Source organism: Enterococcus avium, assembly GCF_002891025.1.
Taxonomy (GTDB): domain Bacteria; phylum Bacillota; class Bacilli; order Lactobacillales; family Enterococcaceae; genus Enterococcus_A; species Enterococcus_A avium.
In genome coordinates this window covers 483,434-507,924 of record NZ_NBSL01000003.1, presented here as the reverse complement: position 1 = coordinate 507,924, position 24,491 = coordinate 483,434, and the positions used below count along the sequence as shown (strand labels likewise).

Genomic DNA, 24,491 nt, shown 5'->3' with positions numbered 1-24,491 from the left:
AGAAGTCGTTACCAATTTGGTAGCGACTTTATTCGTTATAGCTGAATACTTTACGTTCATTGATCAGCTGACATTCTCGATTATTTCGTCCGTGAATATCGATGAAGCGCTGAAGCTGTTCAGCGGATACTTCTAATACATTCTTCATGACGTACCATTCTACGCCTTCAGTCAACGGCGGAGTCGTTAAAGAGCCAATGTAATGATAATAGCTTTTATTTTCGGGAATCAATTCGTCAACAGAAAAAGTTCCCTCTCCTTTTTGCTGGTCATACTGGTTCAAGATGCTTTCAAAATCAGAATTGTATTCTCCAGCCTGATAGAAGACTCCGATAACTGCCACCTCTCCACTAGGAGACTGGAAAAGAAAGTGGCCTTCCAACGGAAAACTTTTTCCATTTATACGGTGCTCGGAATCAGCATGAAAGTGCATTTGGACAAAATGAAATAAGCGCTTATTGAATGTCGCTTCACCCACTCCCAATAGTTGCAGATTTTGTCCATTATTAAAAAATGTTGCAGTCTTATCTGAAAAATTTACTTGTATAGTTGCAAGGGTCTCATCATTGTCTTGGACCAAAGATGTTTGGATGTCGATCGGTGATTGCCGCAAACCACCCTGCGGCTGCCAGTCACCTTGATGGCAATAATCAATCAAAAATTCTGCTTTCATAGAATCCCTCAATTACCTAAAATTTTTACAATAATATCATTTTCCAGAATTTTTTTCCATCCATTTGCAAATATCATGAAAAACTGTAAGTTTTTGAGCTTCATTTAGCAGTTCGTGGCGGGCATTTTCATAAAGCTTGACCGTCACCTGCTTCACACCAGCTGCTTGATAAGTCTTTGCTGCTTTCATCACGCCTTTACCGTATTCTCCGACAGGATCTTCTTTTCCAGATAAGAACAATAATGGAAGATTTTTCGGCACACGTTGCAGCAACTCAGGCTCCTGCGAACGAATAATCAATGAAAATAATTCGTGATAAGCGCTCAAGGTAAATAAGAATCCGCACTTCGGATCAGCTAAGTAAGCATCTACCTCTTCCGAAAGGCTGGACAGCCAATCCTTATCCGTCCGCTTATTGACAATCTTTCGATTCATATTGCCGAAAGCTAATTGATCAATTAGTTTGCTTGGGTGCTTTTCTCCTTGAATTTTACTTAATAGTTTTGCTGAACGTTGGCCAAAACGGGCCAGCCAAGCTGGCTGCTGACCCGTTCCTACGAGAATTGCCCCATTGATCGCCTCACCGTATTCATATAGATAATTTCTTACAACGAATGAACCCATACTATGTCCTAGAAGAAAAAAAGGAATACCCGAATACTGCTTTTTCCCCCACTGAGTTACCTGATACAAGTCCTGAACCAATCCATGTTTGATCTTTTCATCATGAAAATAGCCCTGAAGTCCTTTTGGAGCAGAAACAGATGCCCCGTGACCAAGATGATCATGTCCAATCACCGCGATGTTTCGCTCATTTAAGTATTTTGCTAAGACTTCATAACGCATTAAATGCTCTGCCATTCCGTGTGTCAGCTGAAGTACCGCCCACGGCTTCTCACAGGTCCAATGGTAGCCTTGCACTGCTGTTTTCTGATCAACAGAAAGTATTTCAAATTTTTCTAACATGTTCATTTCCTTTCTAAAAATCGACTAATGACTTTTCTAGTGCCATTTGATTTTATCTTCTATTTCTCTCGAATTTCCATCCTAAGTTGGAGGTAGATTTTTGAAATCATGATACACTATTGGTAAATGGAGGGAAAAAATATGTCTTGCTTAGGAAATATTATCTGGTTCATCTTTGGTGGACTGATCGGCGGTTTGACTTGGTGTCTCGCCGGCATCTTATGGTGCATCACGATCATCGGTATCCCAATTGGTTTACAATGCTTCAAATTTGCTAGTTTAAGCTTTGCTCCGTTTGGTAAAGACATCGTTTACCACACGACTGGAGTAAACTTTATCGTCAATATTATTTGGTTGATCGTTTCAGGCGTTCCTTTGGCTTTGGGACATTTAGTCAGCGCCCTATTTTTATGTATTACGATTGTCGGTATTCCTTTTGCCGCTCAATCATTGAAACTTGCTCAACTAGCTTTGATGCCATTTGGCGCACAAATCGTTTCTGCTCGTTAAATAATATGTCCCTGACAAACACCATAAAAAAGAGGAATGACAGCCGTCTTCCTCTTTTTCTTATCCAAAAATCAAGTAGATTAAGCCTGCTACTACTAATACGATATTTAACGTTACCTGGATATTCACCATTAATGGCGTTATCGTCTTTTTTCTTCGTCGTGAAAGACTAAGAAAAACATTATATACGCCAACTAAAATGATGAAGACGACTAATGCAATCAGATACAAAAGGTCACTTCCTTTTTTGTCTGTAGTGTAACGTGAAAAAGAATATTCAGCAAGCCTGCTCAATCAAATCTAATTTAGCTGTTTAAAAAAATCACGTAACTCAGCTTTTCTTCGCTCACTTAACTCTCTTTTAGGAATATCTTGGATCGCTCCTTCCAATCCATACAAGAGATGCAGACAAGCGCCATCATCTACTAGATGTCGGATCTTTAAAAAAGCTGCCTCTGTACCCAATTTTCGCAGCTGGTCTGGTTCAACAATCCCTACCTGAGCTAACTTCTCTTCATTTACAACACCAATATTTTTCATTTCTGAGATTCTCATTGCCGACTCCTTTTAGATTTATTATACCTTAGAATGAAAGCGGAAACGACAGCTTTCATAAAAAATTACTAACAAAACTCATTTATTTACAAGAAATGATCGTCTTATGGCTGCTATTTTTGCATGTTTTCACAAGTTTCGGAGAGTACTTTGCTAAAGCCTGATTCTCAGCTTTCTAAACATTTACATAAAAACTCCATTCATGATTTCTATCGTTAAAAAATAATCAAGGTTATTTTAAATGGAGGATTTTAAAAAAAAAATTTAGAGAAAAAGCTTTATTTTTCACCGTTTATTAATTTATTATTTGTATTAAGTGATATTTTAATTTATCATATAAAACAACGAGGTTAATTTTTATCAAATAAGAATAGGAGGATAGTTCATGCTTGGAATGGATAGAAATACATTGTTGAAAATTCAGATCATTGAAACGTTGGATGCTTTGCAAACGCCGATCTCTATGAAAGAATTACAAGAAATAATCGGTCATGCTAGTCTCGGCACGATCCGAGTAAATTGCAAAGAATTGCAATCGATAATCGAAGATCTCTATATCGATAAAGACTATTCATTAAGACTTCGCATGGATAATGGTCGCGGTATCCAATTGGATCGGACCTCAACCAACCTCCAATCATTGATAAGCTATTTGTACCAGCATGATCTCGCCTGTGAAATTATCCGGGCAGTCCTAGCAAGACGGAAAATATCCGCTATTCAGTTCTGTATGGAGAAAAACATCAGCGAATCAAAATTGCGACGAAAAATTAAGGAGATCAATCAAGAGCTTACTGATTATGATCTCTATATCTCCTGCTCGACTAAAATCAGCTTAAAAGGACGTGAAGTTGATATCCGTCGCTTCTACTACATTTTTGTCAGAGGTCTTTATTATCAATTCACTCAAATTGAATGGCTCAATACTAAAAGCTATCTTCAATTAGCAAGACAAATTGAAGAATACTTAAAGCTCACAAATAATCCAGCCAATTCAGAAATGATCTGTTTTTGGTTGTTAATCACGAATCAATCCTTAAGTAAAAAAGGAACACTTTCGTTTAATGAAATCGAAAATGACTGGCTTAATCAATTCAAATACCCAAAAAAGCCGTCTTTCTTAAAAACTTGGAATACGCATGAATGGAAGTTTTTCCTTTATGCGATTTATAGCTCTCAATTGAATAATTTTGAACTACAACCCAAAAACACTGTCGATGATCCCTTTTTCACTCAAGTGATTACTCATTGGACTACCTATTTTTCACGTCATTTTCGTCCATTAAGCACTCGCGAACAAAAAGTAATTGCGCGCAAGCTAAAACAGCATTACGCTTCGTTGGTTTTTTTCCGCTTAAACGATCAAATGCTCGAACACTTGAAAAACAATTTTGCCTTAGACAATTTGCAAACACAGTGTCCTTATTATTATCGTCGATTTGATGCCTTCTGGGAGGATTTCACTGAAGCCGCACCCGGATTTGCACATCGTCAATTACGGATATTTTCATTTTTAACTTGTGTGACGCTCTATTCATTTGAAAATTGTTTACCTGAAATTTCGGTTTATGCATTTTCTGAACATAATGAACTTTTCAGTGTTTTTATCCAAGAAAAAATCAATTTGCATTTCAAAAATCGTTACCATCTGAAATTCGTTGAAGATCCAAACGAGGCTCAGCTGATTATTGGTACATCTCCAGGTTGTAAGGACCTTCAATTAGAGAATAAGAAATATGTGATTATCCGAGCAAATCTTTGCGGAACTGATTTTAATGCTATTGAAAATGTCTTGGAAGTACTTGTAAAAAAAGAGTTAGAAAATACAGCAAAAGAATCATTATAGCTTGAGTATTCACTAAAAAAAGGGTATTGTAACATTTATCACAAGCAAAAAGGAGGCCGTTATGGTTTACGTTAGTGAAATGTCTACTACCCCGCCGAAAGAATTTGGTTCTGAATTAGAAGAAAAAACGTACGAAATACTGACAAAGTTAGAGATGCCTTTTTATCAGGTAGCTACTGGAGAGGCACTTACCATGGAAGATTGTATCGATATTGATAAACGTCTGGGTGTCGAAGTTGTCAAAACAATTTTCTTATGCAATCAAAAGAAGACGAAATTTTATTTGTACATCACGCCAGCCAATTTCAAATTTGTCACCAAAGAGTTTGGTAAAAAATTGGAGATTCCCCGTGTTTCCTTTGCTTCAGCCGAACTACTAAAAGAACGCTTAGGCGTTATTCCGGGTGCTGCGACAATTTTTGGCTTATTGAAGGACCCTGAACATGAAATCCAATTGGTCTTTGATAAATCTGTTTCTGAACGTGAATGGTATGCCTGCAGCTCTGGGTCGATCACAAATTATATGAAGCTGAAAACCGCGGATTTGTTTGAAAAATTCTTACCCTATACAGGACATGAAGCGATCCTTATCGATTAAAATACATTAAAAAGTGTTAGGAGACCCCTCTCCTAACACTTTTTTGGACGATCTTGCTATTTAGAAAACGAATCAAAAACGGGTTTCTTTCTTTTTTAAAACACTTTTTAACCCCCAACCCTAATTTGACTAACGTCTCGTTAGCTTACCATCTTACAGTCACACAACCAATTTCTTTCATTGGTCCGGGGATATCTTTCCCGCAATCAGAACCAACTGCTCGAATTGCGAAGTAGTAAGTGCCTCGTGATAGGCAAACTTGACTCAACGAGTAGTCGAGATAGTATCCTTTTCCAAAAGCGCCATTCATATATTTCGCATAGCGAACATCAATTATCTTGTACGCTGAGCTGTATCCGCAGCCGGCTGTTCTACGATAAACAAGAACTTTCGTATAGTCTAATGAATTTGGATTTTGTGTACCTAAGAAAATTTGCGCACCGTAGTAGCGAGTTGGAATACAGCCGCATTTCAAAACATTCTTGATACAGCCGTTTAATCCGATGCCAATTTCTTTTTTCTTAAGTGTTGTCGCACAGCTTGGTCCCCATTGTGGGCTAACCCAGCTACTCCATTGACCGTAATTTGCTTTTACCCAGTAATAGTACGTCGTGCATTGGTTCAATCCATTGTCTGTATAAGTCATTTCAGAACCATCTTGTTTGCCAGCAACATTGATCGCGATCGCATTGTTAATATTGTTCGTTGTGCTGCGATACAATGTATAGCCTGTTGCGTAACGTGTTGAAGCATTATCACTCTTGGTATTTGTCCAGGTTACTTTGATCGCTTTGTCAGAAACAGCGGCTGCTTTAATGTTTGGATTCAATGTAGTCGCGCAAACAGTAAATTTGCCGATGTTTGAGCTGTTAACAGTTTCGATCGTGTATGGACAAGCTTTCGGACGTTTCACCATTACTTTGTAGCAATATGTTTGGTTATGGTTCAACTTGATATCGTTATACGTAGTTTTTCCTGTTACTGTAGCAATTTCTTTAAAATCACCGGATTGATAATCGTTGCATTTCTTGGTTGCACGGAAGATTTTGTATTCAGCATTGCTGCCCATTGACTCCCAGCTAAGCTTCAACCAGTGATGTTGTGTTTCAGTCACACAAACATTTTTAACTGCATCCCATTTTTCTTTGTAGTTGTTTTGATTACAATCTTTTCCGCTATGTTTCTTATCGCAATATTCATGGTGTTTCCAATTGTTATTGCAGTTATGCCCACTGTGCTTTTCATCGCAGGTTGGTTTATGGCACCATTTATTGTCATTGCAACTTCCGCCGTTGTGATTTTTATCGCAATATTCGTCATGCTTGCAATTATTTTTATTGCAGTTTTTTCCGCTGTGCTTTTTATCACAGTCCTCGTCATGCTTCCAATTGTTGGAATTACACTTACGATATTTACTATGGTTTTTGTCACAATACTCATCATGTTTCCCCGCATTGTTGTTGCACGTGCGCCCACTATGCTTACCGTCACAACCTGTGTTATGTTTTGCTACTCCATAAGCTTGGACATCAGAAGATTCTTGTGCTGTCTCTTCAGTAGTAGCCGCTGTTGGTGCCTCTTCTTCCATTTTCGATTCACTTGTTTGTGTTACAACCTCTTGATTGGCGATCGGAGCAGTCGCAACTTGTTCCTTACCATCCACAACAGCTGAAACTTTATAGTAATAAAGATAATCAGCCTTAAGTGTGCCGCTAGTCTTTAAATCCATATAATTAACAGCTGTAAATGTTTTGTCGCTCTTTAATGTTTGGACACGTTTAAATTCCCCATCTTGTGATTCTGAACGATAAATATTGTAGCTTTCGGCATTATCTACTTTGTCAAATTGAATCACTGTCCATTTTTGCGTATCATCATGTTTAGCTGTTAAATTTGCAGGAACCTTACTATCTGCCGCAAACACTTGAGCCGGTACCCCTAACGAAGATACCGTCATGATCAAAAGCGTCACCAACGATATGATCCCTTTTAACTTTTTCATCAATCCTTTTCTTTTCATTTCCCTCTCCTTTTCTGCTCTTACCCAAGCGCAAAAAATGCACAACAAATAACCTTACCCTAACGATTTAGACTACTACCTTGAAAGATAGTAGTCTATTTATTTTTCGGAGATTGTTTTTGGCCAAAAACAGAAGTAAAATCCCATGTACCACCCCCCATCAAGTTCTCACACCAAAATGGTATGCTCGATAACAGGATTTGCTCTCTCAATTTTCTCCGCCTCTAAGATTGTGAATCTTTGGGTTATTCCTGTTGGTTAGAATATAACAATATTTGTGATAAATATCTATATTCCGTCAAAATTCAAAAATAATCTTTGAATTATGATAAAAAATTTTCGCTATATACCATATATTTTATAATATTTTCAATAATTCAATTGTAAAGCAGATCTCTTAAAACCTGAAATCTTGTTGATACTCAAGGAGTTTATCCACTAAAAAATGGTTCCTACTCGTTGTTTTTCAAATTTTTGTGAAATTTCGGCTTATTTTTTAAAAAGCTATTTTTGAACAGAATTTATGCGGAAAAAAGAAGCTGTGACAAGACGTTTGTCACAGCTCCCTTACGATTATTATTTTGTAAAAAATGAATTTGTGATAACTTTTCTACTGACGGTTAATCGAGACAATTTTTTGCTGCAAACGATCATAAACCACGACAAATTCTGCAACCTCTTTTTCAGATGTCGGTACGCGGAAATAGTAATCAGATTGCCCATCCGTCGGTGTATTTGTATGATAGAAACCAGATAGGTACGCATGTGCAAGATCCCCTCTAGTGTCCTTGAATAGTTCGAAAAATCCACTTGGGTCCGTCAATTCGATACTTTTTTCTAGTGCTTTAAATTCTGTTTGGTTGCTGTCCATTCCAGCTTTTTTCATTTCTCGATACAATTGTGTATCCGTTCCACGACGAACAACTTCCGTCCAAGCTGTCTCGAAATCAGCAGATTTATCAAGATAGGTATCATCTTTAGTAATAACTGATTTCACCTCACCGCCGTCCTCGGCTGAAAGTTCTGCTAACTCGTTTCCATTAAAGCGCAGACTTACGGTATAATCATGGCGCGTTCCATTTGTATCGGTAAAGCTCCAAATTTGTCTCTGGGTCGACATTGGCTCATCGTCAATCAGACGCTGCCCAAAACCAATCAGACTGATACTTACAAAACCATTTTCTTGCGAACTCACCATCGGATAGATTTTTCGATAGAGATTAAAAATATTCTTTCCATCCTTCGCGGGTCCATAGATTTTTTTAATTGTGTCAGCCATCGTTTGAGAGCTGGAAAAGCTATTATTGTCCTGTGCAAATGCTTTATTTAGCGCATCAACTTTTTCAATTTGTTCATCTAATAATGTTTGATCATTGACATCCCTTAATGCCAATACCTTTAATTTCGGCAACTCCTCCTTCTTCTTGCCCTTATCGTCACTAGCAAAAACACTGAAAGGAATCGTAAATTGCGGAAAATTCCCGCTTAATATGACGCCGAAGGTACCGACAAACAGCGCAGCCAGTACGCCCCAAAAAATCAACCATTTTTTTGATGTATTCATAGGTCACCTCATCTCCTCCTTATTGTGGCGACAAATTAAGCAAGCGTCAAGTATTTCCAGTGAATATCAGCCTATTTTTATGAAATAATCTAAATTTTTCTTGGAAAAATATGATTATCATAGTTATTCTCGTCATTTTCTATTACACTAGAAGAAATGATTTTATCAGGATGCCAGCTCTGCTTTTACTGATTCGTAAATTCGATTATGAATTAACTAAATAACGCTAAGTATAACTAGCAGAATGGTATTTGGCATGAACGTAAAACTTATTTTTTCCGAGAGAAGAAATAAATACAATAACTGAAATAAGGATAGGCAAATATGGCAAACAGACAAGAACGACATCAACGAAAAAAAGAAATGAAAACACCACGAGTGCGAAAAAAGTCCCCTCGAGGAAAACTAGCGAAATCCACTAAGATTTCACTTAGTATTCTGGCCGTCATGCTGCTTATGGTGGTGGCAGGCACCATCTTCTTCTTTCAAAAATACGGCAAAGAAGTAACTGCCGCCATTGATGCGGGTGAAGAGCATGCAGCCTCTATTCAAGAGAGCGACTTTAAGCAGTACCATCCAACAACCGTCTTAGATAAGAATGGTCAAGTTATCAAGGAACTAAAAACGCAAGAACGGGATTACCTGACGTATGACAAGATGGACCCATTAGTCTCTCAGGCGTTGATCGCTATTGAAGATAAGCGATTTTATGAGCATCACGGAGTAGACACGCAAGGGCTATTGACCATTGCGATAAATGCTGCGACAGGGCGCGGAATCCGCGGAGCATCTACTATCACTCAGCAATTGGTGAAAAATATTTATCTAACGCCCGAAGTCTCAATCTCTCGTAAAATTGAAGAAATGGTGATGGCACAATCATTAGAAAAGAAATTTACCAAACATCAGATTTTAGAATATTATTTGAATAACGTTTATTTCGGACATGGCGCTTATGGAATCAATGCGGCAGCAAAGGTTTATTTTGGTAAATCAATCAATGACACCAGTCTGTTGGAAAAAGCTGTATTAGTAGGAATTACAAATAATCCAGGTATATTTGATCCTACTGACAATAAGAAAAATGCATTGAAAAGAGCCAAATTGATCTTAAAAGAAATGAATCAGCAGGGCTACATCACAAAGGACCAATATGATAAAGCTGTTGCAGATGATTTTGAAGCTAAAATTCACAGTAATGCACTTAACAATCAATTAGACAATAACGAAGTTGCCTTAGCAGTTGATTCTGCAACTAAAATTTTGATGGGTCAGCAGGATTTCCGTTTCCAATACCAGTTTGACTCCAAAGAAGAAGAAGATCGTTATAACGAGGAATACAGCTCTGCTTATAATAAGGTATATCAACGGATTCTCTCAGGCGGCTATCAAATCAGTACCAATATCGATACTGGCTTACACGATCAGCTGCAAGGGATTGTCAGCAATGTGATGAATGCTTGGCAGGATCGTAGCGGCGACAATAATTTCTATACCAAGCAGGCTGCCATGACTGTCATCGATAATCAAACAGGCGATGTTGTTGCTAGTATCGGTGGCCGCGGTGAGGAAGGAAATCATTATAATCGTGCCTTTCTTTCCTATCGTCAGCCTGGCTCGGCGATCAAACCCCTAGTTTCCTACGCCCCTGCGTATGAGCGTGGCTTGCTAGAAACCAGTGTCGTTTCAGATGATCGGCCAAATAATACGTACCCAAATAATGTTTATAATAGTTCTAAAGGGAATCTGACACTGAGAAATGCCTTAGCGATTTCCTCAAACGTTGTCGCGTATAAACTAGCAGACGAAAATCGCAATGAACTGAAGGAAGCCGTCTATCAGCCTTTGGCACAAATGCAATTTACCGGTCTTGATGTGGCAGATGACAATCCGATTATTGCGGTCGGCGGGATGACCTACGGAGCAACTACTCAAGAAATGGCTAGTGGGATCGCAACATTAGTAAATCAAGGAAATTATCGTGCCCCATTAAATATTCAAACCATTAAACGGAAAGACAATGGTCAGGAGATTTTCTCCCAAAATGATATTGCGCAGCAAAAGATTTACAGCGATGACGCAGCTTATTTAACGATTGATACGATGAAAGCCGTTCATGAAAATGCGGATGGAACAGCGGCAGGCTTGACCCTAGCACATAATCAATTTTGGGCAGTCAAAACCGGTACGACTGACGAAGCAAAAGATTTATGGACTGTCGGAGCGACTCCGCACTATACCGTTGCGGTCTGGGCCGGCGACGACACACCGCAACCGCAAGACAATGCCAGTGTCGGACAGGCGACCAAAGAAATCTTCAAGCAAACGATGGATCTCTTAAATAACGGCAAAGAAGATGTTGATTTTCAGATGCCTTCTTCCGTACAAAAAGTCGGCAACCAATTAGTTACACGCTCCAGTCAAACAAAACAAGTACTGGCAGCCCGTCAAAATGCCTTGCAGGCGGCAACAGCCAATATAGACACCTTGGCAAAACAAAAAGCCAATGAATTGACAACAGCGAAATTGAATACACCGATGGTAGAAGAAGCTTCCACCTTCAGTAATCAATTGATCTCTGAACGGATTAATACCTTAAGTCAGTTCGAGCTTATTGTGACAGATACACAAGACAACTGGCAAACCTTCGACCAATACGCACAGCAGGTATACGCTTTGGTTCAACAAGTCGAACCCTCCGGCGGAACGCTGTCTGATCAATATACAAATGTTTATCGCAATAAGGAAGTCGAATACGCCCGTGAAAAAGAAGCCCGGAATTCAGCAGTAAATTCGGTAAAAGATCAAATCGATGATACGAAAAATCAAAGCAAAGACCTCGATAAACAAATCAATGATCTGAAAAAACAGTTGCAGGAAAAAGAAAAAGATGAGGATTAAAAAACAGTCGTCGCATTGACGACTGTTTTACTCTAGAAAGGATTTTTTTATGGAAACGATATTAGCGCTTTTGACTGCTAAAGACACCAAAGAAGCCTTGAACAAATTTAAAGAATTGGAAGAACAGTGTCTATCTGAACCGCTTTACGCAGAACATTTGGAATTGTTCCTTCCTGCTTTGACCGCTGAAAGAGCCTGTGGACGTGGACGAACCTTTAAGTTTTTTATGATTAATGCGCGTTGGGATTCACAAAAAGTCATTGAGACACATCTCGCAGAAATTTTGGCTGTGCTAGACGATCCCAAAGCACCGATTGTTCGTCAATGTATTCCTTATTTGATTTATTTAGCAGAGGCCAAGCCAGAATTAATCCCGATGATTCGGGAAAAGCTGACAGCTTTGGATTTAAGTCAGTATAAAGAAAGTATGCAAAGTTTGATAAAAAGAGATGCGGATAGTTTATTAGCTAAGATTACAGAATAACCATAGAATGAATACTTTTATTTAAGTTTGTAAGTCTTATGACAATTTCTCTTTTAACTACAATCTACTAAAAAATATCGTAAAACTGTATATCCAAAAAGCCCATCTCTCTTTTTTCATAAGGAGAGATGGGCTTTTATTTTACATCTGCACGGTTGTTCCGCTATTTCCATCCAGTGTTTCTGAAGCTTTTTCTAATGAAGCGATGATCGCACGTCGACCGGCTTTTGATTCGGCGAAGTCAATCGCAGCTTCTACTTTTGGCAACATACTTCCTGGAGCGAATTGATCTTCGCTAATATATTGTTTCATATCAGCCACGGAAGTTGTTTCCAAAGCTTTTTGATCCGGTTTGCCGAAGTTGACAAAGACATGATCAACAGCTGTCAAAATAATGAAGACATCAGCATCGATCAATGCAGCCATTTTCGCTGCGGCAAAATCCTTATCGATTACGGCATCGACGCCTTTATAGCGCGTACCTTCGTAAATGACTGGAATGCCTCCTCCACCACAAGCGATCACGACTTGCCCCGCGTCGACTAAGGTTTGTAGGCTGATTTTTTCGTAGATATCTACTGGTTTTGGTGATGGTACTACCCGACGCCAGCCACGGCCCGCATCTTCAACGTAGACATCGCCCGTTTCAGCCATCAATTTTTTGGCTTCTTCTTCGCTGTAATAGCCGCCGATTGGTTTGGTCGGATTCGAAAATGCCGGATCTTTCGGGTCAACCACCACCTGCGTCAGCATAGATACAACTGGGATATCTCCTAAGCCGCGAGAAACCAGTTCTTCATCAATTGCTTGTTGCAAATGATAGCCGATATAGCCTTGACTCATGGCCGTACATTCTGGAAACGGCATCGTGTCCTCTGGCTTTTGACTGGTTTTTTCAAAGGCTAAACGGATTTTCCCAACCTGGGGACCATTGCCGTGAGCGATCACGACATGGTGCCCCGCAGTGATCAGATCAGCGATGGATTTCGCTGCTAATTCAGCTTTGGTTAATTGCTCATTCGCGGAATTACCTAATGCGTTTCCGCCTAATGCGATAACGATTTTTGACATGACAGGCTCCTATCTTTGTGGTTGTTGCTGTGTAATACAATGAATATTTCCGCCGCCGTAGACGATTTCTACTGTATTTACACCCACAACTTCTTTATCTGGGAAAATCATTTCTAATTGTTCTAAAACTAATGCATCATTCTTGTCACCATATTGCGGCACGATGACACCATTATTGGTAATCAAGAAGTTCATGTAAGAAGCGATACAGATGTCGCCATCCTCACGCGGCATCGTTCCTTCAACATAATCAATCTTGAAGTTGCCGTCGATTGTGACGTTCTCGATTGGACAGCAGATTTTATGGACCTTCAATTTGCGTCCTTTTGCGTCCGTCATTTCTGTTAAACGTTTGTATGCATCTTGAGCAGCTTCATAAAATGGACTATTTTTATCTTCTGTATAAATACATGCCACTTCACCAGGGCGAACGAAGCAAGCTACGTCATCCACGTGTCCATTCGTTTCTTCTGGATCAATACCATCCCCTAACCAAAGTACTTTTTCACAGTTCAAGTAATCGCACAATTTTTGTTCGATCTCTTCTTTGCTCATATGCGGATTGCGTCCTTCACTTAATAAGCACATTTCAGTTACTAGAACCGTTCCTTCACCGTCAACGTGGAAAGAACCGCCTTCTAAAATGAAATCATCTGTCCGATAAGAATCGACATGCTCGATTTCACAGATTTTTTGAGCGACTAAATCATCTTGATCCCAAGGAAAATACAATCCGTCAACCAGTCCGCCCCAAGCGTTGAAGCCCCAGTCATTTGCCCGCAATTCACCTTTATCGTTGATCACAAAGCTTGGGCCACAGTCGCGAATCCACGCGTCATTATTGGACATTTCATAAACCGTGATATCTTCTGGTAATTGACGACGACAGTTTTGGAACTGTTGCTGCGAAACCACCACATTCATCGGTGTAAATCTGCTGATGGCTTTGGCTACTTCAGTGAAAGCTTCTTGTGCTGGCTTCCCACCGTCACGCCAGTTATCTGGACGCTCAGGCCAAATCATCCAAACCTTTTCTTGTGGTTCGTACTCGCCGGGCATTCTAAACCCGTCTTGTTTCGGTGTTGTCTTTTCGATTCTCTTCGCCATGATAAATTACTCCCTCTTTTTTGATTTTTTTCACCCATATAATCGCTTCACCAAATAGTGTGAAGACGACAGCTCCGATCGTGATCGGTAGTTGTTGGCTCAATGTTTCCGCATCAAATTGCAACGGTAACGCTGTAAAGATCAATGAAATGACAATCATGATCATTGGTAACGCAACCAAAACTTTCAAGACTGCGTCGCTTCCGCCAACCTTGAATGGTCGCGGTGTATCTGGATCGATTTTACGTAATTTGTAAAATGCAGGAAATACAGGTACGTAAGACATCAAGAACATTACTAGGTTCAATGAGAAGAAGGCCCAGAATAGATCTTGATTTGGCAAAATTGGCGCAATCACTACGACTACTGAAGCCACGATCCCATTCATAATCGCTGCACCAATCGGCATTTCGTCTTTTCCGCCACGTTTAGCAAAAATTTTCGGCATATCGCCGTTTTCAGCTGCGTAACAAGCCGTATTGTTTACTCCTAATGACCAAGAAATCATGTTGCCAAACAGAGTCAGCAGGAACAGAAAGGCCATCGCGATGATGAACCAACCCCCGGTAGAACCTGTTAATAGCTTGAAGCTATCCATTAAGCCGCTGCCAGTACTGATTTGATCCGTTGGAATTGCGACACCAATTCCGAATGCAGAGAAAATATAAATTGCAGCGATCACCAAACCACCAGCGATGATTGATTGTGGAATTTGTTTCTTCGGATCTTCCATGTCATCGGCAAAGGTACAAATAACTTCGAAACCTAATAGGTTGAAAATGATAACCGAGATAAACGACAAACTGTTCAGGTCAAAACTTGGCAGCATTGACGATAATGTAAACTCATTAGCTGCGCCTTTTGTCGCAAACGTATAAAGTCCTAATGCGCCAATCAAGATTGCCAACAGCATCTTAATTACAGCTGCGCCATTCAAAATCCATACACTGTCAGCGACTGGATAGAAGCTGATCCAAACAATAACCCAAATAAAGACCAATTCAATTAAAATTGCTGGAATTGTTGAAAATTCAATTCCTGTGATCGTCGTTAATAAATCTGGACATACAACTGCCAGCGAAGCCAGCCACAATGGATAATTGATCCAATAATACCAAGATACCCGCGAACCCCAGCGATGTCCGAAGGCTTGGGTCACCCAGTCATAAATCCCGCCATCACCAATATACGTCGTGCCTAACTCCGAAGAAATCAAACCGTACGGTAAAAGGAACGCGGCTAACAGGAATATCCACCAAACAAATTGTGAATTTCCGATCGCCGCAACCGGCGCCGCTGCCTCTGCCACGAACACGACACAGATAACGGATAAGATTGCACTCATCAAACTAAATTTTTTCTTCTTTTCTCCCATTGTTTTCTTCCTTTCCGGTACAAGGGAAACAGGGATTGAGGATTGCCTCAATCCCCGAATGGAAATAATCTTGATGAATTTTACTTAAAGCTGCAGATCATTTCCGTCCTCACCTCTTGGGCCTATAGTGCTTTTCCTAAAAAGACTTCCAAATCTGCTTTTGCTGCTGCTTTTTTCTTTTCATCAATTGGATTCTTATCAGCATAATCGTGCATCAAGTACACCAACAAGCCGCGAATCGAAGTTAAACGATTTTCTGCTTCATCGAAACAGATCGAGTTTGGTCCGTCCATCACTTCATCAGTTACTTCTTCTCCGCGTGTTGCAGGCAAGCAGTGCATAAATTTCGCATTTTCACCCGCACGCTTCATTAACTCATCGTTTACTTGGTATTTAGGATAGAAAGTGCTCATGCGTTCTTCTTCTGACAATTCTGCTTCATACAAGCCATACCAAACATCTGTATAGACAAAATCAGAGCCTTCAATCACATCGATTTGATCAGAAACAGTATATGAACCGCCAGACTCTTTACAAATCTTATCCAATCTTGCGCGATGGTCGTCATTCAATTGGAATCCTTCTGGACCGAATTGGACAAAATCCATTCCCATTTTTGTTGCGACTAAACCTAATGAGAAACATACTTGTGTAGCATCTCCAATGAAGGAAATTTTGCAGTCTTCGATTTTCTTGCCTTCAGGTAGGTGTTCAATCATCGTACAAAGGTCGCCTAACTCTTGTGTTGGGTGGTTAAAATCAGACATACCATTGATAACTGGAATCGTTGCATTGTTGGCTAGGTCATACACACTGTGATGGCGTTCAACCCGTGCCATCAAGATATCGACTAAACGAGATAATACACGACTGGTATCTTCGATTGTTTCATGTCCGCCTAGTTGAATTTGTCCTGGCGCCAAATATTCTGCGTGTCCGCCTAACTGTGTCATCGCTGTTTCAAATGAAACGCGAGTTCTAGTAGAAGATTGTTGGAAGATCATGCCTAACACTTTATCTTTCAATAATGGCGGATAAAAACCGTTTTTAATAGAAGCTTTGATTTTCAATGATAAATCAACGATGTATTGAATCTCCTCCTTTGTGTAATTTTCTGTTGTAATGAAATCTCTTTTTGCCATGTTGACGCCTCCTAAGTAATTTGTTTGCTTTTGCATCCTTACTGTAGGAGAAAAAGTACGAGTTTACGATAAGCTAAAGGATGTAAACGCTAACATTTTCCGTTATGAGCGTCAACCAGCGGTTTATTTTTAGATGTAAACCTTTTATTTTTCAAGGGTTTAGAAAAGTTTAGGGAAAAGTTTAGCGTATTTTGGAACGAAGGAGAAAAAAATAGTGTTATACTTAGGTTGAAAAACAGTTTTTTGATCCTGAAATGAAAGGGGATTCAATATGATAGCCATCTTTGTTTACAATATCCTTTTGATCATTCTTTATTCCATCACCATGGCTTTTGCGATAAATTCCTTTTTAAAGGAAAAGAACAAAGTGTTCCTGTTGATCAGTCTCTATCTAGCTTTTTTTATTTTCGATAATATCATTATTTATATGACAGAGTTCATCAATAGCTTTGCGCAAAGCTATGACCAAGCATTTATGAGCGCGCCGGCAGTCAAGACTATTATTTTTATGGGGAACGCCTTCTTCTCCGTTTCCATTATTGCCGAATTAAGGAAAGAAAAACTCACTCCGCTGCACTACACCCTATTGATCGCTTTGGCCGTCTGGATGATTTCGATCCCATTACTGCCAAATTCTGCCTTTAAGGTTTGGCTCTACTATTTAGGAAACCAAATTTTCCTCTTTTATTTAGGCTTTTATTGTTGGCGAGGCACGAAAAAAGAGCTGCCAGCGCTAAATAAAGGCTACCTAAAAAAATTATCAATCATCAGCATTCTATTCAGTATTCTGATCGTTATTGAAGACAGCTTCGTCATTTTTAATGTCGATCAATACAGCTCCTTAACGACTAAAATATACAATCGAAGCATTTCCGAAGACATTTTCTCCATTGTCGTCTGTCTGTTGATGATCCACTTCTTCTTAAAGGATCGGCATGTACAAGAGGAAGTGAACTCTGAAGAGCAAGAGGAAGCCATGTTGATCCAGAAGTTTTGTCATGCTCACCAATTCACGCAAAGAGAAACCGAAGTGTTTGAATTGCTTTTATTCCATCGAACCAATCAAGAAATTGCAGACCAGCTCTTTCTCTCATTAGGAACCGTTAAAACCCATGTTCACAACATTTTCATTAAGCTGGATATTAAGAAACGAACACAGATTTTCCCATTATTTGAAGAGTATCGCTCAGCTTCACACGAAAAAATGAACCTAAAAAAGAGCAACGATTTTTCCTAGAAAAATCGTTGCTCTTTTTTTAATCCTCATCTGGCTGTTCTGATGAACTAGAGCTTGAACTAGAGGAGCTTGATGAGCGGGAAGAATCAGATTCTCGTGATCGCGATTCCTCTTCGGATTTTTTTCGCGAGGATTCATCGTTCTTACTGTCATCAATGGAATCAAGGATGTCTTTATAAGAATCATAGGTCGCTTGCTTTTCTGCTAACTCTTTTTTCAGTTCTGTCAGTTCCTTGTTGCGAGCAGCCAACTCTTTCGCCTGCCGCTCTTGATAGCTCTTTTCTGCCGCTGCCATCGAGGTATCGCTTTGCTGAATTTTAGCCGCAAAACCAGCGTTCTCATTGGTAAGCTGATCCTTGACCGGTGATAGCTTCTCTAGTAGTTTCTCCTTGAACTTGCCATCTGGCAGAATCGCCAAGGTTTTTACGCCTTCTAAATAATCAGTCAGTGTTAAACTAGTGCCTTTATTGACTAGATTCGTCACATCCGCATCTGCATTGGTAAAATCCTTTGATTGTGTTTCTGCGATGCCTAGGATCATGCTGATGTCTTGACCCCACTCCTTGTCTTTCGCGCTACTTTCCTCTAGCTCAGCTTTTAAAGCTTTAATATCTTCTTCGCTAGGCGCCTTTAGAACGGGGTGGGCAGATAGATCCAGCCCATTTAGAACATCCTTTTCAAAAAGCTTATTCATTTCAGCCTGGAGTTTAAAATTTTTCTTCGCTTGGTCAATATCTTCTAAGGTTTGACTTTCCCCGCTTTGACTTTTCACTTCATCTGCTAACTCATCAAAAGCTTCAGCTGAGATATCCGCTTTGAAATAGCCCGATGTTTGATCCTCATAAAGATCAGTCAAGCGTGCATTTAGTTCCTTCTTATTTTCTTTTTCTGACTGGATAACATTCTCTTGATAAATATGATAGCCGGCAAACCCAACAGCACCTAACACAACCAGTCCTAAAATCAGCCAACCGATTGTCTTTTTGTTCAAACCGGTTCTCCCCCTCATTCGTTTCTATATGTTCAATTTTTCTTACCCAGCTATCGTGTTGAAGTCCTAAGCTGGTGTTGATACACAATTTTCTTAATATTATAGCATTTTAGCTATTCCAAACACAGCTTAACGCAAAATCTTTAACAAGTCTTTTTCTTTTTTGTTATTTTTGAATTATTAGAGTCTTCTCGCCGCTTTGTTACTTCAAAGGATATTCTTTAACCTATTTCACAATTTTTGATAAACTCAGACTATTCTTAAAAAAAGGACTGATTTTATTGGAAACACATGAGGAATTGAACAGAGGACTGAAAAATCGGCATGTTCAATTGATTTCAATTGGAGGAGCAATCGGTACTGGGCTCTTTCTTGGCTCGGGGAAAACCATTCAATTAACTGGTCCTTCGATTCTTCTTTCCTACACAATCACCGGCTGCATTATTTTCTTAATCATGCGCGCTTTAGGTGAATTGATGCTATCGAACGTAAATTATCATTCATTTTTAGATTTTATCGCTGACTACTTAGGGAAAAAGGCTGCCTTTGTCACAGGATGGACTTACTGGTTTTGCTGGATCGCAATCGCGATGGCTGATCTAACAGCAACGGGGCTATACGTGAGCTACTGGTTGCCCCATATCCCTCAATGGCTGCCGGAGGTCATTGCCCTAGTCCTGCTATTAGGCTTGAACTTAGTTGCTGTTGGTCTTTTTGGTGAACTGGAATTTTGGTTTGCTCTGATCAAAGTCGTCGCCATCATTGCATTGATTATCGCCGGTGCTTTTATGATCTTTACTGGCTTCAAAACAAGTGCTGGTCCCGTTGATATTGGAAATTTATGGCATCACGGCGGCTTCTTTCCAAAAGGTGCAAGCGGCTTTATTCTCTCCTTTCAAATGGCGACTTTTGCCTTTTGCGGGGTTGAACTGGTCGGTTTGATCGGTGGCGAAACCGCTGATCCCAAATCGGTGCTGCCAAAAGCGATTAATACCATTCCGCTGCGAATCATTTTGTTCTATCTAGGCTCATTATTTATGATTATGTCGATTTACCCTTGGTCAAGCTTATCAGCAGACCAAAGTCCCTTCGTTCAGGTCTTTTCTGAGATTGGAATCGCTGCGGCAGCGTCTATTGTTAATTTAGTTGTATTAAGCTCCGCCATGTCTGCTTGTAATAGCGCCATTTACAGTACCAGTCGGATGGTCCGTTCATTAGCTCAAGAAGGTAGCGCGCCTAGTCGCTTTACCAAGCTGACACGTAATCGTGTTCCCGGTAGTGCATTAGTATTCTCAACGCTCATCATTTTTATCGCGGTTCTCTTAAATTTTTTCGTACCTAGTCATATTTTCACCATGATCAGTTCGATTGCTACGATTTGCTTTATTTTTATTTGGGGAATGATCGTCTTTACTCACATGCACTATCGTAAAACAAAGCCCGAATTGGCAGCCAAAAGTACCTTTAAATTACCGTTCTTTCCTTATTCAAGCTATTTGATTTTTGCTTTCTTAGCCTTTGTCCTGTTCGTTTTGGCACTTGCCTCGGATACACGGGAAGCGTTGCTTTTCTCTCCATTTTGGTTTATCGGTCTTCTAGTGATTTACCATTTCAAATTCGAACGAAATAAACCGATATTTGGTAAAATTTTGCATCATTCTGACGATCTAGATCAGAATTAGTTATTTTTCTATTGCTATCTTATAAAAATCAAAAAAAGAACCGTCATCCAGCATTTTGGATGATGGTTCTCTTTGCTACTAACCCTCTCCACCGTCTTTAAACAAGTTACTTTCGCGGCGTAGCTGGTAAATTTTGTGAAGATTGATGATCAAGGTTTTGATCACCGCATACACTGGGATACAAATCAGCATGCCGACGATTCCTGCAACACTGCCGGCACCGATTAAAACTAATATAATCGTCAATGGGTGAATATTCAACGACTTACCGAACAATAGCGGTTTGATCAAATTCCCATCTAACTGCTGAATAACCAGAACGGATATGCCCATGTACAGTGCTTGAAGCGGTGAAATGAATAGCCCAACGATCACTGCCGGAACAGCCCCGATGAATGGACCAACATAAGGAATGATGTTGGTGATCCCACAAAAAAGCGCCAACAGTAAACTATATGGCTGTTTAAAAATAGTCATCGCGATAAAGCTTAAGATTCCGATAATAAAGGCATCTAAAACCGTGCTGCTGATATAAGCAGAAAGTGTTTCATTCAGCTCGCGCACTGTTTGACGTAATTCTTTACGAATGGTGATAGGAAAAAATTGTGACACAGCATCCAAAAATTTATGCCCGTCTTTAAACATGAAAATCAAAATAAATGGAACGGTGAACAAGAGAACAAAGAATTTCATCGCCAAACCAACGATTCGTGACAAACTTGAGGTCACACTGACAATCGCAAGGTTGATCAGTTTAGTAATCGTCAGGTTTGCTGAAGCCAATTGTTCTTCCAAATTGAAATTTTTAAATTCATCTCGACTAGCTAAATCATTAATCCAACGACCCGATTCCTCTGCATAAACAGGTAGATTTTGCGTAAGCTGAACGGTTTGTTCGATCATTTTCGGAACAGCGTTCATCATAATCAGCGCGATAATCGCCGCGATCACAATAAAGGATACAAGAAAACCAACCACACGTGGCAGCCCCCCTCTTTCCTCCAGAAAAACCACGATCGGATCAAACATATAGTAAAGAAAACCCGCGATCAATAGCGGCATCAAAATCGCAGAAGCCATTCCCACGACTGGTTTAAAAATATTCGGCATTTGTAATAAAAAATAAATCCCGATAATCGTTAAGACAATCTCGGCAGTCCAAAAGAACAGCTTTGATTGTTTGAAACGTGACAGCATAAAAACCTCCTTAAAACATTCTTATCCCCCAGGATATGGCTTCATCTTATCATTTATGAGGAATCGCAAGAACGCTTTTGTTAAAAATAAATAGAAATTTTAGATAAACCGACGTTTTAATCACTTTTAGCTAACATTCACATTAGAAAAGGAGCGAAATTCTTCGCTCCTAGTCTTACTCTTATTTTAACCGCATCACAAAACGCTCTAGACGCTGAATTGCTTCTTTTAATTCGTAAATCGAATAAGCATACGATAGCCGCAGGAATCCTTCACCGCTTTTTCCAAAGGCCGATCCGGGAACCACTGCCAGCTTTTCTTCATCTAATAGGCGCAGAGCGAATTCTTCACTGCTCAAGCCAAATTGACTAACCTGCGGAAAGAGATAAAACGCCCCTTTGGCTTTATAGCAAGGCAGCCCCATCTTTTCCAACGCATGATGCAGATAATTTCGACGTTCCTCATAAGACAAGCGCATCGGTTCAACGGTTTCCTGCCAATTGTTTTTCAAACCGGCCAATGCCGCATATTGGCTCGCTGTCGGCGCTGCCATGATTGTATACTGATGCAGCTTCAACAGCTGCTCCATAAATACTTCTGGACCAGCCATAAAGCCCAGACGCCAGCCAGTCATCGCAAAGCCTTTTGAAAAACCGTTAATAATAATCGTCCGTTCGCGCATTCCCGGAAGCTCCGCGATACTAGTAAAAGGCTCGTCGTAAACCAATTCCGCATAAATTTCATCCGTAATGACTAATAAATCATGCTTCTTCACAACATCGGCGATCTTGATCAACGCTTCGCGATCCATCGTTGCTCCCGTTGGATTATTAGGATACGACAAAATCAAAATCTTGCTTTTCTCAGTAATAACGTTCTCTAACTCTTCTGGCGTCAGCATAAACTGATTCACAGCCTGTAAGTCAATCGTCACTGGTTTTCCGCCTGCAATCTGGGTAATCGGTTCGTAGCAAACAAAGCTTGGCTGAGGAATGATGACCTCATCTCCTGGATCAACAAAAATCCGCAATGCCATATCAATCGCCTCACTGCCGCCGACTGTGACCACAACCTCCGTTTTCGGATCATATTGAACCTTGTTGCGATAAAGCAAATACTCGCTGATTTTTTTCCGCAACTCGATCAGTCCCGCGTTAGCCGTGTAAAATGTCCGACCTTCCTGAATCGAACGAACCCCTTCTTGAGCCATATGAGAAGGCGTATCAAAATCCGGCTCGCCGACACCAAGGGAAATCGCATCCGGCTGATCAGAAACAATGTCAAAGAATTTTCGAATACCAGAGGGTTGAATATCCGTGATTTTTTTCGTTAAAAAATTTCTCATGGGCTCACCTGAATTCTAGGATCGGAGTCATCCTGATACATGTCGACGCCCCACTCCTTGTATTTGTCTAGCAAGAAATGCGTCTGTGTTCCTGAAACATCAGGAATCGACGCTAAATTAGTAGAAATGAATTTTGAGATTTCTTTGATGTTGCGTCCTTGCAGTAGTAAGATAAAGTCAAAGCCGCCGCTGACGAAAAAGAACGATTTGACTTCAGGAAACTTCCGAACACGCTCCGCAATCTCGCGATAGCCTTCTTCACCTTTAGGAATTGTTTGGACCTCAACCAAAGCTTCGATCCAATCATCCTCCACCTTATCCCAGTCAATCAGAGCCCGATAGCCGCAAATAATTTTTTCTTGTTCCATTCGTTTGATTTCAGCAGAAACGATCACTTCATCTTCGCCTAGCATCACCGCATATTCTTCAATACTTAATCGACAATCGGATTCGATCAGCTTCAATAGTTGCTTGCGTTTATTTTGTTCCATATGAACGTCTCCTTCAATTTAACAATTTATTAGCTATTTTTAATCTTTTGTTTATTATTCCCAAAAAAAGAAAAACTGTCAAACTATTTCGAAAATTCCCTTTGATAATTTAAAATCTATTATCTTTTCAATTCACTCAAAAAAATTCTATTTTTTTATAACACAAGTGAGCCTTTTCATAGTACAATAAACTGGATGAGCAACAAGTAAAATGCGTTAAGACAGGAGGATTGGGAATGGAACAAGTAGTTGAGATGTTTATTGAAAAACAGAGGCAGCGTTTGGCTGACGGCAAGATTCGCCAAGAGGAGTACGAGGCATTTTTAGATGGGATCAATGATGCCCTCTCATTTTTAGGGATGCATTATGTAAATAGCTCGGAAACGGTCGAGCATGACGCCCGTAAAGCCGCGACCTTTAATGAAATCGAAGAAAAATATAAGAAATTCCGGGAAGTGGCAATGTATAAAAACAGCTTCCTGCGCGTATCAGATATCATCAAACATTCTGGTCAAATGACCGATGAACTGCAAAAAATCACCAAGACAGTCAAGGAAGAATTATAACTAACTCTCTAAAGAAGCGATGATTCGCTTCTTTTTTTACACCTTTGATGCTTTTTCACCAAACTAGATGTCTTTTATACAATGCTTATAATCAGTTCGCTTTTCTTAACTACCTTATATGTTCAGTTCGTTTTCCGTACTATGACTCCCGCTTCATCAAAAAAGGACTT

Annotated in this window: 22 protein-coding genes; 8 read left to right on the top strand and 14 right to left on the bottom strand. The window is 39.9% G+C overall.

What is annotated here, in order from left to right:
- Positions 1–28: 28 nt before the first annotated feature.
- Positions 29–673 carry a carbonic anhydrase family protein gene (locus tag AUF14_RS18125; RefSeq protein ID WP_016178758.1) on the bottom strand — a complete coding sequence of 215 codons (645 nt, stop codon included), beginning with the start codon at positions 671–673 and terminating at the stop codon, positions 29–31.
- 36 nt (positions 674–709) lie between these two features.
- The gene (locus tag AUF14_RS18120; RefSeq protein WP_102866382.1) at positions 710–1,639 is read right to left on the bottom strand and encodes an alpha/beta fold hydrolase; all 930 of its coding nucleotides are present in this window, start codon (positions 1,637–1,639) and stop codon (positions 710–712) included.
- 141 nt (positions 1,640–1,780) lie between these two features.
- Between AUF14_RS18120 and AUF14_RS18115 the strand changes: the two genes are divergently transcribed.
- Positions 1,781–2,149 carry a YccF domain-containing protein gene (locus AUF14_RS18115; RefSeq protein WP_016178760.1) on the top strand — a complete coding sequence of 123 codons (369 nt, stop codon included), beginning with the start codon at positions 1,781–1,783 and terminating at the stop codon, positions 2,147–2,149.
- Positions 2,150–2,209: 60 nt separating this feature from the next.
- On the opposite strand, the gene AUF14_RS22610 is transcribed toward AUF14_RS18115, so the two are convergent.
- The gene (locus tag AUF14_RS22610; protein WP_164872487.1) at positions 2,210–2,380 is read right to left on the bottom strand and encodes a hypothetical protein; all 171 of its coding nucleotides are present in this window, start codon (positions 2,378–2,380) and stop codon (positions 2,210–2,212) included.
- 69 nt (positions 2,381–2,449) lie between these two features.
- Positions 2,450–2,704: a TfoX/Sxy family DNA transformation protein gene (locus AUF14_RS18110; protein WP_048719243.1), complete on the bottom strand. Its 255-nt coding sequence runs from the start codon at positions 2,702–2,704 to the stop codon at positions 2,450–2,452.
- 385 nt (positions 2,705–3,089) lie between these two features.
- Here AUF14_RS18110 and AUF14_RS18105 point away from each other — a divergent pair, with 385 nt between their 5' ends.
- Positions 3,090–4,550, top strand: a complete 1,461-nt coding sequence (locus tag AUF14_RS18105) for a helix-turn-helix domain-containing protein (protein WP_102866381.1) — start codon at positions 3,090–3,092, stop codon at positions 4,548–4,550.
- A gap of 61 nt (positions 4,551–4,611) precedes the next feature.
- Positions 4,612–5,148 (top strand): prolyl-tRNA synthetase associated domain-containing protein, encoded by a 537-nt coding sequence (locus tag AUF14_RS18100; RefSeq protein WP_016178763.1) that lies wholly within the window; start codon positions 4,612–4,614, stop codon positions 5,146–5,148.
- Positions 5,149–5,293: 145 nt separating this feature from the next.
- On the opposite strand, the gene AUF14_RS18095 is transcribed toward AUF14_RS18100, so the two are convergent.
- Positions 5,294–7,168, bottom strand: a complete 1,875-nt coding sequence (locus tag AUF14_RS18095; protein ID WP_102866380.1) for a fibronectin type III domain-containing protein — start codon at positions 7,166–7,168, stop codon at positions 5,294–5,296.
- A gap of 610 nt (positions 7,169–7,778) precedes the next feature.
- Positions 7,779–8,732 carry a hypothetical protein gene (locus AUF14_RS18090; protein WP_102866379.1) on the bottom strand — a complete coding sequence of 318 codons (954 nt, stop codon included), beginning with the start codon at positions 8,730–8,732 and terminating at the stop codon, positions 7,779–7,781.
- A gap of 324 nt (positions 8,733–9,056) precedes the next feature.
- Between AUF14_RS18090 and AUF14_RS18085 the strand changes: the two genes are divergently transcribed.
- Together AUF14_RS18085 and AUF14_RS18080 are read left to right on the top strand one after the other, a co-directional pair.
- Positions 9,057–11,633, top strand: coding sequence for a transglycosylase domain-containing protein (locus AUF14_RS18085; RefSeq protein ID WP_102866378.1), 2,577 nt, complete (start codon positions 9,057–9,059; stop codon positions 11,631–11,633).
- A gap of 49 nt (positions 11,634–11,682) precedes the next feature.
- A complete protein-coding gene (locus tag AUF14_RS18080) occupies positions 11,683–12,117 on the top strand; it encodes a hypothetical protein (RefSeq protein WP_102866377.1) in 435 nt (144 codons plus the stop codon).
- Between the two features lie 141 nt (positions 12,118–12,258).
- Here the strand turns inward: AUF14_RS18080 and arcC are convergent, their stop codons facing one another.
- The 4 genes from arcC to ptcA form a co-directional block, all read right to left on the bottom strand.
- Positions 12,259–13,188 (bottom strand): carbamate kinase, encoded by a 930-nt coding sequence (gene arcC, locus AUF14_RS18075; RefSeq protein ID WP_102866376.1) that lies wholly within the window; start codon positions 13,186–13,188, stop codon positions 12,259–12,261.
- 9 nt (positions 13,189–13,197) lie between these two features.
- Positions 13,198–14,295, bottom strand: coding sequence for an agmatine deiminase (aguA, locus tag AUF14_RS18070; protein ID WP_102866375.1), 1,098 nt, complete (start codon positions 14,293–14,295; stop codon positions 13,198–13,200).
- Positions 14,249–15,670 (bottom strand): APC family permease, encoded by a 1,422-nt coding sequence (locus AUF14_RS18065; RefSeq protein WP_102866374.1) that lies wholly within the window; start codon positions 15,668–15,670, stop codon positions 14,249–14,251. Before AUF14_RS18065 ends, aguA begins: the two co-directional genes overlap by 47 nt.
- 122 nt (positions 15,671–15,792) lie before the next feature.
- Positions 15,793–16,812 carry a putrescine carbamoyltransferase gene (ptcA, locus tag AUF14_RS18060; protein ID WP_016178771.1) on the bottom strand — a complete coding sequence of 340 codons (1,020 nt, stop codon included), beginning with the start codon at positions 16,810–16,812 and terminating at the stop codon, positions 15,793–15,795.
- A gap of 271 nt (positions 16,813–17,083) precedes the next feature.
- On the opposite strand from ptcA, the gene AUF14_RS23240 reads away from it, so the two are divergent.
- Positions 17,084–18,049, top strand: a complete 966-nt coding sequence (locus AUF14_RS23240; RefSeq protein ID WP_016178772.1) for a response regulator transcription factor — start codon at positions 17,084–17,086, stop codon at positions 18,047–18,049.
- 19 nt (positions 18,050–18,068) lie between these two features.
- On the opposite strand, the gene AUF14_RS18050 is transcribed toward AUF14_RS23240, so the two are convergent.
- Positions 18,069–19,040: a hypothetical protein gene (locus AUF14_RS18050; protein ID WP_102866373.1), complete on the bottom strand. Its 972-nt coding sequence runs from the start codon at positions 19,038–19,040 to the stop codon at positions 18,069–18,071.
- Positions 19,041–19,321: 281 nt separating this feature from the next.
- Between AUF14_RS18050 and AUF14_RS18045 the strand changes: the two genes are divergently transcribed.
- Positions 19,322–20,722 (top strand): amino acid permease, encoded by a 1,401-nt coding sequence (locus tag AUF14_RS18045; RefSeq protein ID WP_102866372.1) that lies wholly within the window; start codon positions 19,322–19,324, stop codon positions 20,720–20,722.
- 78 nt (positions 20,723–20,800) lie between these two features.
- On the opposite strand, the gene AUF14_RS18040 is transcribed toward AUF14_RS18045, so the two are convergent.
- The 3 genes from AUF14_RS18040 to AUF14_RS18030 all read right to left on the bottom strand — a co-directional run bounded on the left by AUF14_RS18040 (position 20,801) and on the right by AUF14_RS18030 (position 23,755).
- Complete coding sequence (locus tag AUF14_RS18040; RefSeq protein WP_016178775.1) at positions 20,801–21,919, bottom strand: AI-2E family transporter; 1,119 nt, start codon at positions 21,917–21,919, stop codon at positions 20,801–20,803.
- Between the two features lie 181 nt (positions 21,920–22,100).
- Entirely contained in the window at positions 22,101–23,264 is a 1,164-nt protein-coding gene (locus AUF14_RS18035; protein WP_102866371.1) for an aminotransferase class I/II-fold pyridoxal phosphate-dependent enzyme, read from the bottom strand.
- Positions 23,261–23,755 carry an Lrp/AsnC family transcriptional regulator gene (locus AUF14_RS18030; protein WP_016178777.1) on the bottom strand — a complete coding sequence of 165 codons (495 nt, stop codon included), beginning with the start codon at positions 23,753–23,755 and terminating at the stop codon, positions 23,261–23,263. Before AUF14_RS18030 ends, AUF14_RS18035 begins: the two co-directional genes overlap by 4 nt.
- A 236-nt stretch (positions 23,756–23,991) precedes the next feature.
- Here AUF14_RS18030 and AUF14_RS18025 point away from each other — a divergent pair, with 236 nt between their 5' ends.
- Entirely contained in the window at positions 23,992–24,321 is a 330-nt protein-coding gene (locus AUF14_RS18025; protein WP_049222245.1) for a hypothetical protein, read from the top strand.
- Positions 24,322–24,491: the final 170 nt, after the last annotated feature.